At 69.4% G+C, this 14,752-nt stretch carries 18 protein-coding genes; 10 read left to right on the plus strand and 8 right to left on the minus strand.

The genetic code is table 11. The features are described from left to right. The first annotated feature begins 2 nt into the window (after nt 1-2). From LHP98_RS05970 to LHP98_RS05985, 4 genes are read left to right on the plus strand one after another with little or no spacing between them, the layout of a single operon-like run. On the plus strand, nt 3-632 hold the full coding sequence (locus tag LHP98_RS05970; protein WP_227251611.1) for a LysE family translocator: 630 nt from the start codon (nt 3-5) through the stop codon (nt 630-632). Then, entirely contained in the window at nt 632-1,093 is a 462-nt protein-coding gene (gene rnhA, locus LHP98_RS05975) for a ribonuclease HI (RefSeq protein WP_227251612.1), read from the plus strand. Before LHP98_RS05970 ends, rnhA begins: the two co-directional genes overlap by 1 nt. Continuing rightward, on the plus strand, nt 1,090-1,740 hold the full coding sequence (locus LHP98_RS05980) for a trimeric intracellular cation channel family protein (protein WP_227251613.1): 651 nt from the start codon (nt 1,090-1,092) through the stop codon (nt 1,738-1,740). The genes rnhA and LHP98_RS05980 overlap by 4 nt, the downstream gene beginning before the upstream one ends. A 31-nt stretch (nt 1,741-1,771) precedes the next feature. Then, a complete protein-coding gene (locus tag LHP98_RS05985; protein ID WP_227251614.1) occupies nt 1,772-2,272 on the plus strand; it encodes a transcriptional regulator in 501 nt (166 codons plus the stop codon). A gap of 7 nt (nt 2,273-2,279) precedes the next feature. Here the strand turns inward: LHP98_RS05985 and LHP98_RS05990 are convergent, their stop codons facing one another. From LHP98_RS05990 to def (LHP98_RS06010), 5 genes are read right to left on the minus strand one after another with little or no spacing between them, the layout of a single operon-like run. Next, a complete protein-coding gene (locus LHP98_RS05990) occupies nt 2,280-2,513 on the minus strand; it encodes a GlsB/YeaQ/YmgE family stress response membrane protein (protein WP_227251615.1) in 234 nt (77 codons plus the stop codon). A 52-nt stretch (nt 2,514-2,565) separates the two neighbouring features. Further along, nucleotides 2,566-3,459, minus strand: a complete 894-nt coding sequence (gene fmt, locus LHP98_RS05995) for a methionyl-tRNA formyltransferase (RefSeq protein ID WP_227251616.1) — start codon at nt 3,457-3,459, stop codon at nt 2,566-2,568. After that, on the minus strand, nt 3,456-3,959 hold the full coding sequence (def, locus tag LHP98_RS06000) for a peptide deformylase (RefSeq protein WP_227251617.1): 504 nt from the start codon (nt 3,957-3,959) through the stop codon (nt 3,456-3,458). The genes fmt and def (LHP98_RS06000) overlap by 4 nt, the downstream gene beginning before the upstream one ends. Next, on the minus strand, nt 3,956-4,444 hold the full coding sequence (def, locus tag LHP98_RS06005; RefSeq protein WP_227251618.1) for a peptide deformylase: 489 nt from the start codon (nt 4,442-4,444) through the stop codon (nt 3,956-3,958). The genes def (LHP98_RS06000) and def (LHP98_RS06005) overlap by 4 nt, the downstream gene beginning before the upstream one ends. A gap of 60 nt (nt 4,445-4,504) precedes the next feature. Further along, nucleotides 4,505-5,020, minus strand: coding sequence for a peptide deformylase (def, locus tag LHP98_RS06010; RefSeq protein ID WP_227251619.1), 516 nt, complete (start codon nt 5,018-5,020; stop codon nt 4,505-4,507). A gap of 184 nt (nt 5,021-5,204) precedes the next feature. Here def (LHP98_RS06010) and LHP98_RS06015 point away from each other — a divergent pair, with 184 nt between their 5' ends. Together LHP98_RS06015 and LHP98_RS06020 are read left to right on the plus strand one after the other, a co-directional pair. After that, nucleotides 5,205-6,377 (plus strand): MalY/PatB family protein, encoded by a 1,173-nt coding sequence (locus LHP98_RS06015; protein WP_227251620.1) that lies wholly within the window; start codon nt 5,205-5,207, stop codon nt 6,375-6,377. 17 nt (nt 6,378-6,394) lie between these two features. Continuing rightward, nucleotides 6,395-6,934, plus strand: coding sequence for a L,D-transpeptidase family protein (locus LHP98_RS06020; protein ID WP_227251621.1), 540 nt, complete (start codon nt 6,395-6,397; stop codon nt 6,932-6,934). A 5-nt stretch (nt 6,935-6,939) separates the two neighbouring features. Here LHP98_RS06020 and LHP98_RS06025 read toward each other — a convergent pair whose 3' ends face one another. Continuing rightward, the gene (locus tag LHP98_RS06025) at nt 6,940-7,293 is read right to left on the minus strand and encodes a hypothetical protein (protein WP_227251622.1); all 354 of its coding nucleotides are present in this window, start codon (nt 7,291-7,293) and stop codon (nt 6,940-6,942) included. Between the two features lie 211 nt (nt 7,294-7,504). Between LHP98_RS06025 and cbiB the strand changes: the two genes are divergently transcribed. The 4 genes from cbiB to LHP98_RS06045 are packed head-to-tail and all read left to right on the plus strand — an operon-like array spanning nt 7,505 to nt 11,070. Further along, nucleotides 7,505-8,404 carry an adenosylcobinamide-phosphate synthase CbiB gene (cbiB, locus tag LHP98_RS06030; protein WP_227251623.1) on the plus strand — a complete coding sequence of 300 codons (900 nt, stop codon included), beginning with the start codon at nt 7,505-7,507 and terminating at the stop codon, nt 8,402-8,404. Between the two features lie 6 nt (nt 8,405-8,410). Beyond that, entirely contained in the window at nt 8,411-9,574 is a 1,164-nt protein-coding gene (locus LHP98_RS06035) for a lytic murein transglycosylase (protein WP_227251624.1), read from the plus strand. Continuing rightward, the gene (locus LHP98_RS06040) at nt 9,571-10,491 is read left to right on the plus strand and encodes a glycosyltransferase family 2 protein (protein ID WP_227251625.1); all 921 of its coding nucleotides are present in this window, start codon (nt 9,571-9,573) and stop codon (nt 10,489-10,491) included. Before LHP98_RS06035 ends, LHP98_RS06040 begins: the two co-directional genes overlap by 4 nt. Next, nucleotides 10,492-11,070, plus strand: coding sequence for a hypothetical protein (locus tag LHP98_RS06045; protein WP_227251626.1), 579 nt, complete (start codon nt 10,492-10,494; stop codon nt 11,068-11,070). Between the two features lie 14 nt (nt 11,071-11,084). Here the strand turns inward: LHP98_RS06045 and LHP98_RS06050 are convergent, their stop codons facing one another. Together LHP98_RS06050 and smc are read right to left on the minus strand one after the other, a co-directional pair. After that, a complete protein-coding gene (locus LHP98_RS06050; RefSeq protein WP_227251627.1) occupies nt 11,085-11,231 on the minus strand; it encodes a hypothetical protein in 147 nt (48 codons plus the stop codon). A gap of 53 nt (nt 11,232-11,284) precedes the next feature. Beyond that, nucleotides 11,285-14,740 (minus strand): chromosome segregation protein SMC, encoded by a 3,456-nt coding sequence (smc, locus tag LHP98_RS06055; protein WP_227251628.1) that lies wholly within the window; start codon nt 14,738-14,740, stop codon nt 11,285-11,287. Between the last annotated feature and the right edge of the window lie 12 nt (nt 14,741-14,752).

Consider the following 14,752-nt stretch of genomic DNA (forward strand, 5'->3'; position numbering starts at 1 on the left):
GCATGACGGCGCTTTCCCCGGAATTCCTGCTGACCGCCTTCATCGTCTGCATCACTCCGGGCATCGGCGTGGTCTATACCCTGTCGGTCACCCTGGGCGGAGGCTTCCGCGCCGGGGTCTGGGCGACGGTCGGCTGCACGCTGGCCACCGTGTTCCACCTGGTCATCGCCATGGCCGGGCTGGCGGCGGTCCTGCACACCTCGGCCCTGCTGTTCCAGACCATCAAATATGCCGGCGTGGCCTACCTGCTGTGGATGGCCTGGGCGGTGCTGCAATCGACCGGCTCGCTGGCGGTCGAGGCCGCGAACGGAGGCTCTCCCGCCAGGCTGGTCTGGCGTGGCATCCTGTTGAACATCCTGAACCCCAAGTTGCCCTTGTTCTTCGTGGCCTTCCTGCCGCAGTTCCTGCCCGCCCCGGTTCCTGGCCAGACCACCGGCCTTGGCCCGCTGGTCGAACTGGGTGCCGGCTTCACCGCGATGACCTTCGCCACCTTCCTGCTTTATGCCGCCGTCGCCGCCTCGGGGCGCAAGGCGATATTGTCCTCGCCCTCGGTGCTGAGCTGGATGAAACGCGCCTTCGCGGCATCCTTTGCGGCCCTTGGTGCCCGGCTGGCGCTGGAACGCTCGCCCTGATGCCCGACCTCTTCGCCTATACCGACGGTGCCTGTTCGGGCAATCCGGGCCCCGGCGGCTGGGGCGTGCTGCTGATCGCCCGCGACGGCGGCGCCGTGGTCAAGGAGCGCGAATTGTCGGGCGGCGAAGCCCTGACGACCAACAACCGGATGGAGTTGATGGCCGCCATCAGCGCGCTGGAAAGCCTGACCCGGACCTCCGAAATCACCATCGTCACCGACAGCGCCTATGTGAAGAACGGCGTGACCGAGTGGATTCACGCCTGGAAGCGCAAGGGCTGGCGCACCGCCGGCGGCCCGCCGGTCAAGAACGCCGAGCTGTGGCAACGGCTTGACGCCGCACAGGCCGGCCACAAGGTGACCTGGCGCTGGATCAAGGGCCACGCCGGCCATGCCGAAAACGAGCGCGCCGATGCGCTGGCCCGTGCCGGCATGGCGCCCTTCAAGGCCCCCGCGGCGTGACGCCCGAGGCGGCGCTGCAACTGCTGGACTATGCCGCGGTGGCAGTCTTTCCGGTGACCGGGGCGCTGGCCGCCTCGCGCTCGCAACTCGACGTCGTGGGCTTCATCTTCGTCGCCTGCCTGACCGCCACCGGCGGCGGCACCACCCGCGACGCGATCCTGGACCGCACCGTGTTCTGGGTCGCCGACCCGGTGATCCTGGCGGTCGCTACCGCCGCCGCGGTGCTGGTGTTCTTCACCGCGCATCTGCTGGAAAGCCGCTACCGGGCACTGCTGTGGATCGACGCCTTCGCGCTGGCCGTTGCCGTCCCGGCGGGCGTGGCTGCGGCGCAGGCGGCGGAGCAGGGCTGGCCCATCGTGCTGGTGATGGGCATGGTCACCGGTTGCCTTGGCGGCCTCATGCGCGACGTGGTCTGCAACGAGGTGCCGCTGGTGCTGAAACAGGGTGAGCTTTACGTCACCTGCGCCTTTGCCGGGGCGGGCGTGGCGGTGCTGGCGGGCCTGGCCGGGGCGTCCGAGATGACAGCGCTGGTCGCCTGCGCCCTGACTGTTCTGGTGCTGCGCGCCGGAAGTCTGGGCTTTGGCTGGCGGCTTCCGGTCTACCGCACCCGCCCGCCGCAGGAAGACAGCCCCAAACGCGGCCCTTGAATCCGAACGCGCGTTCGGTCATTCTGCCGGCATGCCCCGCCACAAGACGCTTTCCGACGCAGACGTTCTGGCCAAGACCCGCCGGCTTCACGCCGAAGGCGGTGACAAGGCGGTGTCCTTCGGCACCGTGGCCCGCGCCAGCGGCCTTGCCGCCTCGACGCTGGCGCAGCGCTATGGCAGCGTTGCGGGGATGCTGGCCGCCGCCGCCCGCGACGGCTGGGCCGGGCTGATCGGCGCGACCGCGGCCGCCGAGGCCGAGGCCGCCGACAAGGGGCCGCAGGGGTTTCTGAAGGCGCTGGACAATGCCGCGCGCGAGGCGCCGATGCTGCTGGCGCTGGGGGCAAGGGATGCCGCCGCGGCCGAGGCCGCGGCGCAGTGGCGTGGCGCCGTCGAGGCAGCGCTGGCGCGCCGGCTGGGCAACGGCGAAAGAGCGCGTCAGTCGGCCCAGGCGCTGTTCGCCCTGTGGCAGGGGCAGGTGCTGTGGGGCGGGTCCGAGGTGAAGATCAAGGACATCGCCCGCCGGCTGGCTTGACGCGGGCTTACTTCACGTAAGTCTTCCACAGCCAGATCAGCGCCAGCGCGCCCAGGAAGGCGCCTACGAAGCCGGCGACCGCCCCCAGAAGCGACACCAGAAAGCGCAGCACAACGCCGCCGATGAGCGCACCGAAGATGCCGATGGCCACCGTCGTCGGCACGTCGGTTTCCAGTTTCATGAAACGGGTGGCAAAGTATCCCGCCGCCGCGCCGATGATGATGAGCATGAAGAAGGGCATCGCCGCCTCCGAAACCTGTTGCGGCCAATATGGGGCCTTCTGCCTCCGGCCGCTAGAGCCGGTCGGGCAGCGCCAGACCCTTCAGCACCTCGGCCGCCGGCATCGGCCGCTTGCCCTCGCGCTGTGCCTCGGTGACCTCGACTGCGCCGGTGCCGCAGGCGACGGTGAAGCCGCCCAGCACCTGCCCGGGCGCGCCCTTGCCCGGGGCCAGCCGCGACCGAAGCAGCTTGATCCGTTCCGGACCCACCGACACCCAGGCGCCGGGAAAAGGCGACAGGCCGCGGATTTGCCGGTCAACGTCGGCCGCGGACCTGGTCCAGTCCACCCGGGCCTCGGCCTTGTCGATCTTGGCGGCGTAGGTGACCCCCGCCTCGGGCTGCGGCTGCGGCTGCAGCGCGGCAAGCCGCGCCAGGGCCTCGACGACCAGCCGCGCCCCCATGGCCGACAGCCGGTCGTGCAGCTCGGCTGTGGTCTCTTGCGGCCCGATCGGCGTGGCTTCACGCAGCAGCACCGGGCCGGTGTCCAGCCCCGCCTCCATCCGCATAATGCAGACCCCGGTTTCGGCATCTCCGGCCAGGATCGCGCGGTGGATCGGCGCCGCGCCGCGCCAGCGCGGCAGCAGCGAGGCATGGATGTTCAGGCAACCCAGACGCGGCGCATCCAGCACCGTTTGCGGCAGGATCAGGCCATAGGCCACCACCACCGCGACATCGGCACCCAGATCGGCCAGCTCTTTCGCCGCTACTTCGCCGCGCAGCGAAACCGGCGTGCGGACGGCCAGACCCAGCGCCTCGGCCCGCTGCTGGACCGGGCTTTTCCGCAACCCCTTGCCGCGCCCGGCGGGGCGTGGCGGCTGGCAGTAGACGCACAGGATTTCATGGGCTTGCGCCAGCGCGTCCAGCACCGGAACGCTGAACGCGGGCGTTCCCATGAAAATGATTTTCACAGATGTCTCCGCAGCTTGTCGGCCTTGGCGATCAGCATCTTGCGTTTCAGTCCCGACAGCCGGTCGAAATACATCTTGCCCGCCAGATGGTCGATCTGATGCTGCGCGCTGGTGGCCCAGAGATCGACGAAATCGCGATCCTCGACCTCGCCGGCTTCGTTCAGGAACCGCACCGTCACGGCCCGCGGCCGCTCGATCACCGCCGAGACGCCGGGCAGGCAGGGCGATGCCTCTTCATGCGGCCGCAGCTGCGCCGAGGCATGCAGCACCTGCGGATTGGCCATCCGCACCGCCTGCCCGCGCTTGTCGGAGCAATCCACCACCGCCAGCCGCAACGGCACCCCGATCTGCACCGCCGCCAGGCCCAGGCCCGGCATGGCGTCCATCGTCTCGATCATGTCGGCCCAGATCGTGCGGATGTCGTCGGTGACGGCCTCGACGTCCCTGACCGGCGTTCTCAGCATCGGATGCGGCCAGATCAGAACCGGGCGCACAGTCATGCCAGCACCTCGGCTTCGGCCCGGGCGCGCGCTTCGGGCGCCAGCCGGTCCAGCGTCAGGATGCCGTCCAGGTGATCGTGTTCATGCTGCACGCAGATCGCGGCGAAACCGGTCAGAACCTCTTCCTGCCGGTCCCCCGAAAGATCGGTCCAGCGCAGCCGCACCGCCTGGGCCCGCTCGACCAGGGCGGTGGCACCCGGGATCGACAGACAGCCCTCCGGCCCCACCACGCGCGGCCCGAGGACCTCGACCATCTCGGGGTTCACCAGGACCCGGGGCGCGCGCGTTCCTTCCTTCCAGGTCGTGTCCATGACGAACAGCCGCAGCAGCCGCCCGACCTGCGGCGCGGCCAGACCGCGGCCGCACGCGGCATACATCGTCTCCAGCATGTCTGCCGCCAGCGCGCGCAGGTCGTCCGACAGGACCGCCGGCGCGCAGGGCTGCGACAGCAGCGGATCGGGCCAGCGCAGGATGGGCAGGATCATCGAAACCCCCTCGGGTGCATCGCCCGCCGCAAGGCCGGCCTTTCCGGGCGCGCCGGCGCGTCACGCCATCCGGGCGCGCTCGCGCTTCACTTTCTCAAGCTTGCGCAAGACCATCTGCCGCTTCATCGGACCCAGATAGTCGATGAACAGCTTGCCATCCAGGTGGTCCATCTCGTGCTGCACGCAGGTGGACCAGATGCCTTCAAAGGTGCGCTCCTGGCTGGCGCCGTCCAGGTCCGTCCAGCGCACTGTCACCGCGGCCGGGCGCTTGACGTCGGCATATTGCTCGGGCAGCGACAGGCAGCCTTCCTCGAACGTGGTCACGTCTTCCGACGCCCAGAGCTGCACCGGGTTGATCAGCACCATCGGCTCGGCCGGGCCGTCCTTGATGCAATCCATCACCAGAAGCCGCTTCATGAAGCCAAGCTGCGGCGCGGCCAGCCCGATTCCGGGGGCGACATACATGGTCTCAAGCATGTCGGCGGCAATCGCCTTCACCTCGTCGGTGATTTCGGTGATCGGCTCGCAGGCCTTCTTGAGGCGCGGATCGGGATAGATGAGGATGCTTCGGATCATGTCCCGGATTTAGGGGAAGGCGGGGCCTGCGCGCAAGAGGGCCGAAATCGCCCGCGACAAGGGGACGAAATTCCATAAGACATTTCCTTCGCGGCATAATATTCCAAACCTTAGACATATTTTGGAATGACTTCCCTATCAATCGGGATTATCTGGAACAGAAATGTAACCACGGCCGGACGAAATGACCTTCGATACGACAATCGACCGCAAGGGCACCCACTGCGTCAAGTGGGACATGATGGAAACCTTTTACGGCGTGCCGCCGGAAACCGGCCTGGCGATGTGGGTCGCGGACATGGAGTTCCGCCCCCCGCAAGCCGTGCAGCGCGCGCTGGAGCGGATGCTGGCGCATGGCATCTATGGCTATTTCGGCGATGACCGCGCCTATCTTGAGGCGATTCGCTGGTGGATGGACAGCCGCCACGGCTGGCAGGTCGACCCGAGCCACATCTTCACCACCCACGGCCTGGTGAACGGCACCGCGCTGTGCATCGACGCCTTCACCGCGCCGGGCGACGGCGTGGTGCTGATGACCCCGGTCTACCATGCCTTCGCCCGCACCATCCGCGCCGCCGGGCGCACCGTGGTGGAATGCCGGCTTGCCCTGGCAGACGGCCGCTACGAGATGGATTTCGACGCCTGGGACGCGCAGATGACCGGGGGCGAGCGGATGCTGATCCTGTGCTCGCCGCACAATCCCGGCGGCCGGGTCTGGACCGCGGCCGAGTTGCGGGCCACCGCCGACTTCTGCCGCCGGCACGACCTGATCCTGGTCTCGGACGAGATCCACCATGACCTGGTCTTCCCCGGCCACAAGCACATGGTCATGCCCAAGGCCGCCCCCGGCATCGCCGACCGGCTGGTCATGCTGACCGCCGCCACCAAGACCTTCAACATCGCCGGTGCGCATACCGGCAACGTCATCATCGCCGATCCCGCCCTGCGCAAACGCTTTGCCGATCGGATGATGGCGATGGGTATCTCGCCCAACTCGTTTGGCATGCACATGGTCACCGCCGCCTATTCGCCCGAAGGGGCGGCCTGGGTGGATGAGCTGATGTGCTACCTTGATGGCAATCGGCGCCTTCTGGACGCCGGCCTGAACGCCATTCCGGGCGTGCGCTCGATGGCGCTTGAGGCGACCTATCTCGCCTGGGTCGATTTCGCCGGCACCGGCATGACGCAGGCGGAAATCCTGGACCGGGTGCAGCGGCAGGCGCAGATCGCGCCGAATCACGGCGAGACCTTTGGCGCGGGCGGCGAAGGCTTCCTGCGGCTGAACCTCGCCGCCCCGCGCGCCCAGGTGGCCGAAGCGGTGAACCGCCTGCAAAGGGCCTTCGCCGACCTGCAATGACCGGCTAGGCTGGGGCGATGAAACGTCTGGCCCGGCTGTTCGCCCTGCTTGCCCTGCTGGCGCTGTTCGGGGCGGCCGCGCTGTTGTGGGTGCGCCCCGTTCCGCAGCCTCCGCCGCTGCCGCTGCCGCCATTGTCGGGGCCGGTGGATCTGATCGTGGTGGAAAAGGCCGCCCGCCGCATGCTGCTGCTGCAGGACGGCCAGCCGGTGCGCAGCTACCGCGTCGCCCTTGGGTTTTCCCCCGATGGCGACAAGCTGCGCCAGGGCGACGGACGCACGCCCGAGGGCCACTTCACCATCGACCGCCGCAACGATCAGTCCGCCTATCACCTGTCGCTGGGGCTGGATTACCCGCAGCCCGAGGACCGCGCCCGCGCCAAGGCTGCCGGCTACGACCCCGGCGGTGACATCATGATTCACGGCCAGCCGAACCAGCTGCCCGAGGGCTTTGTCGTCAAGGGCGACTGGACGGCCGGCTGCATTGCCGTCACCAACGCCGAGATGCGGGAAATATGGGCACATGCCCCGACCGGAACGCCGGTCGAGATCCGGCCCTGACCCTTTCACGCCTTGGGCAGATAGCCCACCGGCGCGTTTTCGTCGCGCAGATAGTCCAGCGCCGGGCGATCAGTCACCGCGGTCAGGCGCTTGAAGTCGCAGATCAGCTCTCCGTTTTCGTTCGCCGAAGCCACGATCAGGCACTGGAACACATGCCGCGACCCGTCATACACGTCGACCAGTCCGCGCAACGGGGCCGGCACCGCTTTGGCATCCAGCGCAAAGCCGTCCTGCCAGAACCTCAGGATCGGATAGATCTCCGGTCCCACCTGCACCCGCATCCGCGACCGCTTGCGCTCTTCGCGCTTGCGAGCGGCCTCAAGACCGGCCCGCACCTCCTGTGGCAGAAACTCAAGCATTGCCGTGCCCTCCTGGGGCCAAGTCTGTGTCGTTAAGACAGAAAATCAAGCCTGCTTCGTTGTGCCGCAGGAGTGTTGCAGCATTGTGAAGGCAACGTTGCAGCAAAAGCGCAGCCGCGCCCCGACCCGATTCGCGCGAGAGGCGAGTTGCCCTTGCGGACGCCACTCCGATGCGGTCCAACCGGGCCTCTGGACACCTGCCGATTCGCACATGACCCTTGCCCTCGCCCTGATCCTCGATGCCCTGCTCGGCGAGCCCGACTGGGCCTGGCGGCGATGGCCGCACCCCGCGGTGCTGATGGGCCGGCTGATCGCCTGGGCCGACCGGCGGTTCAACCGCGGCCCCAGTCGCCGTGCCGCCGGGGTGGTGGTGATGGCCGTGCTGATCCCCGCCGCAGCGACCCTGGGCTGGGTGATCCACCTGCTGCCCGACTTTGGCGTGGTCGAGATCCTGGTGGTCGCCATCCTGCTGGCGCAGCGGTCGCTGGTCGATCATGTCCGCGCGGTCGCCACCGCCCTGCGGCGCAGCCTGGACGAGGGCAAGCGCGTCGTCGCGCGGATCGTCGGTCGCGACACCGGGCCGATGCGGCAGGCCGAGGTCGCCCGCGCGGCCATCGAAAGCGCCGCCGAGAACCTGTCCGACGGCGTCATCGCCCCGGCCTTCTGGTATCTGGTCGGCGGCCTGCCGGGCCTCTTGGTCTACAAGCTGGCCAATACCGCCGACAGCATGATCGGCCACATGACGCCCCGCCACCGGCAGTTCGGCTGGGCCGCGGCCCGTTTCGACGACCTCTTGAACCTGATCCCGTCGCGGCTGACTGGGCTTCTGATCGCGCTGACCAGCGGCTGGCTGGACCCGGCCCCGGTGCTGCGCGACGCGCGGCAGCACCGCAGCCCCAACGCCGGCTGGCCCGAAAGCGTGCTGGGTCCGGTGCTGAACGTCGCCCTGGCCGGCCCGCGCAGCTATGACGGCGTGATGACCGACGACCCCTGGGTCTGGCCCGAAGGCCGCCGCGACCCCGGCCCCGACGACATTGACGCCGCCTGTGCCGCACTGTGGCGGGCCTGGGCGGGGATGCTTGCCCTTGCCCTGCTTGCCGCCCTAGTCTGAGCCATCATGCGCGCCGTTGTCCTGAGCCTTGCCCTTGCCCTGCCCGCCGCCGCCTCTGCCGCCCCCTGCGGCGGCGACTTCGCGGCATTCCTTGATTCCATGCGCCAGGAGGCCCGCGCTGCCGGAGTGCCCGAAGCTGCCGTGAAAAGCTTTTTCGATGGCGCAGGGCAAGACCCCAGGGTGCTGAAGGCCGACCGCGCGCAGGGCGTGTTCCGCAAGACCTTTCTCGATTTCTCGCAGGCGCTGATCTCGAAGAACCGGCTGACCACCGCGCAGGCGAAGTCCACCAGCCTCGACGCCATCTTCACCCGGGCGCAAGCGGATTTCGGTGTCAGCCGCGGAATCCTCCTGGCCTTCTGGGCCTTCGAGACCGATTTCGGCCAGGTCCAGGGCGACTTCAACACCCGCAACGCGCTGCTGACCCTGGCGCATGACTGCCGCCGCCCGGAGATCTTTCAGCCGCAGGTGCTGGCCGCCGTGCAACTGCATGCCCTGGGCGAATTCGACCTGGCGACCGTCGGGGCCTGGGCAGGCGAAATCGGCCAGGTCCAGATGCTGCCGAAGGACATTCTGGAAAAGGGCGTTGACGGGAACGGCGACGGCCTCGTGACGCTGAAGACTTCGCCCGAGGACGCGCTTCTGTCCGGTGCCAACCTGCTGAAGCACCATGGCTGGCGTGCGGGCGAACCCTGGGCGGTAGAGGTCACCCTGCCCGGGGGCTTCGACTGGGCGCAGACCGGCCTGCACACCCAGCGGCCCGACACCGACTGGGCTGAGCTGGGCGTCGCTCCGCGGCAGGGCGTGCTGGCGACCGGACTGCCGGCCTCGGTTCTGCTGCCGCAGGGCCGCAAGGGGCCGGCCTTCCTGGCCTATCCGAACTTTCGCGTGCTGTTCGAATGGAACAAGAGCTTTACCTATGTCCTGACCGCGGCCTATTTCGCCACCCGGATCGAGGGCGCCCCGCCCTACCTGGCGGGCAACCCCGACCCGCAGCTTTCCCTGGACGAGATGAAGAACCTGCAGCGCAAGCTGTCGGCCCTGGGCCACGATGTCGGGCAGATCGACGGCATCCTGGGCGCCGGCACCCGCGACGCGGTGCAGAAGGAACAGGTCCGCCTGGGCCTGCCCGCCGACGCCTGGCCAACCCGCGACCTGCTGGACCGGCTGTGACCGGACCGGCGGCCGACTGGGCGCTGGTCGCCACCGTCAAGGCGCCGCAAGAGCAGGTGCTTGCCTTCATCGCGCATCACCTGGACCTTGGGGCCGCGCGCATCTGGGTCTATTTCGACGACCCGGACGACCCTGCCTTTGCAACCGTCAGCCGGATCCGCGGCGTCACCGCCATCCGTTGCACCGCGCAGCATTGGGCGCAGGGCAACGGCCGCCCCGAACGGCACCAGAACCGCCAGGCGCGCAACGCCGCACGCACCTATCGTCTCTGCGAGTTGCCCTGGCTTGGCCATATCGACGTCGATGAATTCCTGTTGCCAGATCGGCCGATGGGCGAGATTCTCGCCGCTTTGCCCGCGCCGCAGTCGATGCTGCGGGTCGAGCCGTTCGAGGCGCTGCACGACCCTGCCCTGCCTGACGACATCTTCACCGCCCGCGCCTTTCGCGGGCCGCTGAAGCAGCGCTTCGCCTTCCTGCATGGCCCGATCTTCGGCCGCTTCGCCCCGATGCTGACCGATGGCATGCTGTCGCATGTCGTCGGAAAGGTGTTCTTCCGGACCGGGATCAAGGGCCTGACGCCGCGTCTGCATGGGGCTTCGCGGAACGGCGAGCGGGTGCCGGGGCTGCCGGTCGATCCGCGGGTGAAGCTGCTGCATTTCCACGCCCAGGACCGCGCCGCCTGGATTGCTGCGCTGCCGTTCCGACTGCAGCGCGGCGCCTACCAGAAGCGCGACGCGATGCGCGCCGCCCTGGCCGGCGCAAGCCCCGAGGAGGTCGAGGCGTTCTATCGGGAAACCCAGATGCTGAGCGCCGAGAAAGCCGCTATGCTGCGCAGCGAAGGCCGTCTGGTCGAGGTTGACCTTTCGTTGCGCCGGAAGGTCGTACAGATGCTGGCCCGGCGATTGGCGCCGGACTGAATGCTGCGCAGCGAAGGCAAGGTCGGGATGGTCACGATCGAGGCACTGATGGCGGCTTTGCCGCAGGTTCTTGCGGCGCCGAAGGACGCGACCTTTGCGCGTCAGCTGACCTTCCGCGCGGGCTACAACCAGCGCCAACACCCCGACCGGTTGCGCCTGACCGTCGGCCAGGGCGTTCCGGGCGAGCGCTGGCTGACCGCGCCCTGGTCACGCCTGCCCGATGGCCGCCCCGACCCGTCGATCCAGGTCTCGATCCTGCCGACACGGGCGCATGACCTGGTTCGCACCCACCCCGATCAGCCACACCCCGGCGACACCATCCTTGCCGATCTCGACACCAGCGAGGCCAACCTTCCGCAAGGCACGCTCCTGCGTGCCGGCACCGCGACGTTGCGCGTTTCAAGCCTGTTCAACGACGGCTGCGTGAAGTGGAAGGTGCGCTATGGGCAGGCCGCAAAGGACTGGATCACCCTGCCCGGCCACCCGCTTCTGCGCCTGCGGGGAATCCTCTGTGCCGTGGTGGAAGACGGCGAGATCGCGGTCGAAGACCCGATCACCGTGCTGTCCCGGCCCGGCTGAGTGCCGGACGGCCCTCAGGGCATCAGTTTCAGGATCAGCGCGCGGTCCCATTGGCCCGCACCCGGATGGTCGACAGCCCCGCCGGCCAGAGCGAGGAAGGCCGCCAGCATCGCAACAACGGAATAACCCTGCATGACATCCCCCTTCTGTGGCATGTTCATGCTGTGTTCCTGACAGAGTTGCGTGAACAGACGGTTAACCAGGCGTCCGCGCGTCAGGCGACCAGGGCCTCGGCCTTCTTGAGATCGACGCTGACCAACTGGCTGACGCCCTGTTCGGCCATGGTCACACCGAACAGCCGGTCCATCCGGGCCATCGTCACCGCGTGGTGGGTGATGACCAGGAACCGCGTCTCGGTGCGCCGGGTCATCTCGTCCAGCATGTCGCAGAACCGGGTCACGTTGGCATCGTCCAGGGGCGCGTCCACCTCGTCCAGCACGCAGATCGGCGCGGGGTTGGCCAGGAACACGCCGAAGATCAGCGCCAGCGCGGTCAGCGTCTGCTCGCCGCCCGACAGCAGGCTCAGCGTCGCCAGCCGCTTGCCGGGGGGCTGGCACATGATCTCAAGCCCGGCCTCCAGCGGATCGTCGGATTCCACCAGGACCAGCCGCGCCTCGCCACCGCCGAACAGGTGGGTGAACAGCGCGGCGAAGTTGGTGTTGACCTGCTCGAAGGCCGTCAGCAGCCGCTCGCGGCCTTCCTTGTTCAGCCCGGCGATGCCGGCGCGCAGCTTCTTGACCGCTTCTTCCAGGTCGGCCTTTTCCTTGGCCAAGGCGTCGTATTCCGCCTCGACCGCCTTGGCGTCTTCCTCGGCCCGCAGGTTCACCGCGCCCAAGGCCTCGCGCTGGCGCTTGAGGCGGTTGACGTCGTGTTCCAGCGTCTCCGCATCCGGCATCCTGTCGGGATCGCTGCGCAGCGAAACCAGCAGTTCCTGCGGCGTGCGGTCGGCCTCTACGGCAATCCGCTCGGCCGCCGCCGCAACCGCCTCGCGCGCCGCATCTACCCGCGCCTCGGCCCGGGCCTTGCCTTCCCGCGCCTCGCCGGCCGCGCGTTCGGCCTCGCGCTCGGCCATCTGCGCGTCACGCAGCCCGCCTTCGGCCGCCGCCAGAACCTCTGCCGCAACCCGTCGCCGCGCCTCGGCCGCCTCGATCGCCTCGCCCAATTCCTCGCGCTTTTCAGCAATCTCCTCCGGCGCCGCCGAAGCCTCCTCCAACTCCGCCTCCGCCGCGGCCCGGCGCTCGGCCAGTTCGGCGCTGCGGCGTTCCGCCGTCTCCAGACGGTGCTTCCAGCCCGACAGTTCCTTCGTCGCCTCCTGCCGGCGCCGCACCCGCGCCTCGCCCTCGCGGCGCACTTCATCGTGCGCGCTGCGCCGGGTCAGCATGGCGATCCGCGCCGCTTCGACGGTGATCTTTGCCGCCTCGACCGCGCCACGCGCGGCGTCCAGATCGCCCAGATCCTTCGCCGCCGCCTCGGCCTCGCGCGCGCGGCCCCGCGCCGCCATCGCCTCATCCTCGAACCGCGAAACCGAGGCCCGTGCGGCCTCAAGCTTGCCGCCCGCCAGCGCCCGGTCGGCCTCGGCCCGAGACAGCGCCCGGTCCGCCTCTGTCACCCGCTGATCCGCCGCCCGCCGCGCCTCGCGCGCCATCTGATCGGCCCGCGCCAGATCGGACAGCCGCGCCTGCAGCACCTCATGCGCCCCGCGCGCCCCTTCGGCCCGCGCCTCGGCCTCGTTCAACTCGCCCTTCAGCCGCTGCAGCCGGTTCAATTGCTGCAACCGCAAAGCCGCCGCTGAAGGAGCATCCTCGGCGCCCGACCGGAACCCGTCCCAGCGCCACAGGTCGCCCTCCAGCGACACCAGCCGCTGGCCCGGCTTCAGCGCCTCCTGAAGCTGAAAACCCTTTTCGCGGGTCACGATGCCGATCTGCGACAGCCGCCGCGCCAAGACCGCCGGCGCCTCGACGAACCCCGCCAGGGCCTCGGCCCCCGCGGGCAGACCCTGCGGCGCGAGATAGGGCTCCAGAAGCCCCCAGCCCGACCGCACCCCCGCCGCCACCTCGGGCGCCCGCAGATCGTCGGCCAGGGCCGCGCCCAGCGCCTTTTCATAGCCCGGCACAACCACCAGCCGGTCCAGAACCTGATGCCCGGCCTGCGCCTCGCGGTCCACCAGCCGGGCCAGCGCCGCCGCCTCGGCTCGCAGCGCCGAGGCCTCGCCCTCGGCCTCGGAGCGTGCCCCGCGCGCCTCGGCCTCGCGGCCCTGGGCCTCGGCCCGGGCCACCTCGGCGGCCTCCAGCGCCGCCTCGGTGCGCTCGGCCAGTTCGGCCGCCGACTCGCGGGCCTCTTCGGCGGCCGCAAAGGTCTCTTCCAGCGCCGCGACCTGTTCCTCCGCGGCCCCGACTGCCGCCCGCGCCTGCGCCGCCGCCGCTTCGGCCCGGTCCACCCCGGCCAAGGTCTCGGCCAGAAGCCGCGCCGCCGACTGGTGCCGCGCCGACAGGCGCGCGGCATCTTCGGTCGCCTCGGACAGCGATGTCTCGCGGTCGGTCAGGATCGCTCCCGCCTCGCGCGCGGCCTCGACCGCTTCGGCCAGCCGGTCGTCGTGCCCCTCATGCGCGCGGGCGACCTGCTCGATCTCCCATTCCAGACGCTCGATCACCTCGCCCGCGTCGCGGTTCAGCCCCGCCTCGCGCTCCATGTCGGCGCCCAGTTGCGCCACCCGGCCGCGCAGCGTCTCGATCAGCGCCAGCGCGCGGGCCTCCTGATCGCCCAGCGCCTCGCGCTGCAAGACCAGCCGCTGCAGCACCGCCGAGGCAATCGCCTCTTCCTCGCGCTTCGGCGGCAGGGCCTCTTCGGCCGCCTCGCGCGCATGCCCGGCCCCCCGCGCCGCCGCCTCGGCCTGGCTTGCCGCAATCAGCCGCTCGCGCAAGGCCGCCTCGGCCTGCCCCCGCGCCTCATCCGCCTCGCGCCAGCGGCGATACAGCAGCGTGCCCTCGGCCTTGCGCAATTCCTCGGAAATCTCGCGATAGCGCGCGGCCTGCTTCGCCTGCCGCGTCAGCACGCTGAGTTGCTGCGCCATCTGCTCCAGCACATCATCGACCCGCAGCAGGTTCTGCTCGGTCGCCTGCAGCTTCAACTCGGCCTCATGCCGCCGGGCATAAAGGCCCGAGATTCCCGCCGCCTCTTCCAGCACGCGCCGCCGCGCTTTCGGCTTGGCGTTGATCAGTTCGGAAATCTGCCCCTGCCGCACCAGCGCCGGGCTGTGCGAGCCGGTCGAGGCATCGGCGAACAGCATCTGCACGTCGCGCGCGCGCACCTCTTTCGCGTTGGCCCGGTAGGCCGATCCAGCATCGCGGGTGATCCGCCTCACGATCTCAATCTGGTCGGCGTCGTTGAAGCCGCTCGGCGCCAGCCGGTCGGCGTTGTCGATCACCAGCGCGACCTCGGCAAAGTTCCGCGCCGTTCGCGTGGCGGCGCCGTTGAAGATCACGTCTTCCATGCCGCCGCCGCGCATTGCCGTGGGGCGATTCTCACCCATCACCCACCGCAGGGCCTCCAGCAGGTTGGACTTGCCGCAGCCGTTCGGGCCGACCACCCCGGTCAGCCCGTCATGAATCACCAGATCTGTCGGGTCCACAAAGGACTTGAACCCGTTCAGCCGCAGCTTGGTGAAACGCACCTGTCCCTCTCG

Source organism: Rhodobacter sp. Har01, assembly GCF_020564565.1.
GTDB lineage: Bacteria > Pseudomonadota > Alphaproteobacteria > Rhodobacterales > Rhodobacteraceae > Pseudogemmobacter.

Coding starts and splice junctions, on each gene's coding strand:
- LHP98_RS06025 (WP_227251622.1), bottom strand. CDS start 7,293: ATGCTTGAGTTTCTGCCACAGGAGGTGCGGGCCGGTCTTGAGGCCGCT.
- LHP98_RS06045 (WP_227251626.1), top strand. CDS start 10,492: ATGCTGCGCAGCGAAGGCAAGGTCGGGATGGTCACGATCGAGGCACTG.
- rnhA (WP_227251612.1), top strand. CDS start 632: ATGCCCGACCTCTTCGCCTATACCGACGGTGCCTGTTCGGGCAATCCG.
- LHP98_RS06050 (WP_227251627.1), bottom strand. CDS start 11,231: ATGAACATGCCACAGAAGGGGGATGTCATGCAGGGTTATTCCGTTGTT.
- LHP98_RS06020 (WP_227251621.1), top strand. CDS start 6,395: ATGAAACGTCTGGCCCGGCTGTTCGCCCTGCTTGCCCTGCTGGCGCTG.
- def (WP_227251617.1), bottom strand. CDS start 3,959: ATGACTGTGCGCCCGGTTCTGATCTGGCCGCATCCGATGCTGAGAACG.
- cbiB (WP_227251623.1), top strand. CDS start 7,505: ATGACCCTTGCCCTCGCCCTGATCCTCGATGCCCTGCTCGGCGAGCCC.
- LHP98_RS05990 (WP_227251615.1), bottom strand. CDS start 2,513: ATGCCCTTCTTCATGCTCATCATCATCGGCGCGGCGGCGGGATACTTT.
- def (WP_227251619.1), bottom strand. CDS start 5,020: ATGATCCGAAGCATCCTCATCTATCCCGATCCGCGCCTCAAGAAGGCC.
- LHP98_RS06035 (WP_227251624.1), top strand. CDS start 8,411: ATGCGCGCCGTTGTCCTGAGCCTTGCCCTTGCCCTGCCCGCCGCCGCC.
- def (WP_227251618.1), bottom strand. CDS start 4,444: ATGATCCTGCCCATCCTGCGCTGGCCCGATCCGCTGCTGTCGCAGCCC.
- LHP98_RS05985 (WP_227251614.1), top strand. CDS start 1,772: ATGCCCCGCCACAAGACGCTTTCCGACGCAGACGTTCTGGCCAAGACC.
- LHP98_RS05970 (WP_227251611.1), top strand. CDS start 3: ATGACGGCGCTTTCCCCGGAATTCCTGCTGACCGCCTTCATCGTCTGC.
- LHP98_RS06015 (WP_227251620.1), top strand. CDS start 5,205: ATGACCTTCGATACGACAATCGACCGCAAGGGCACCCACTGCGTCAAG.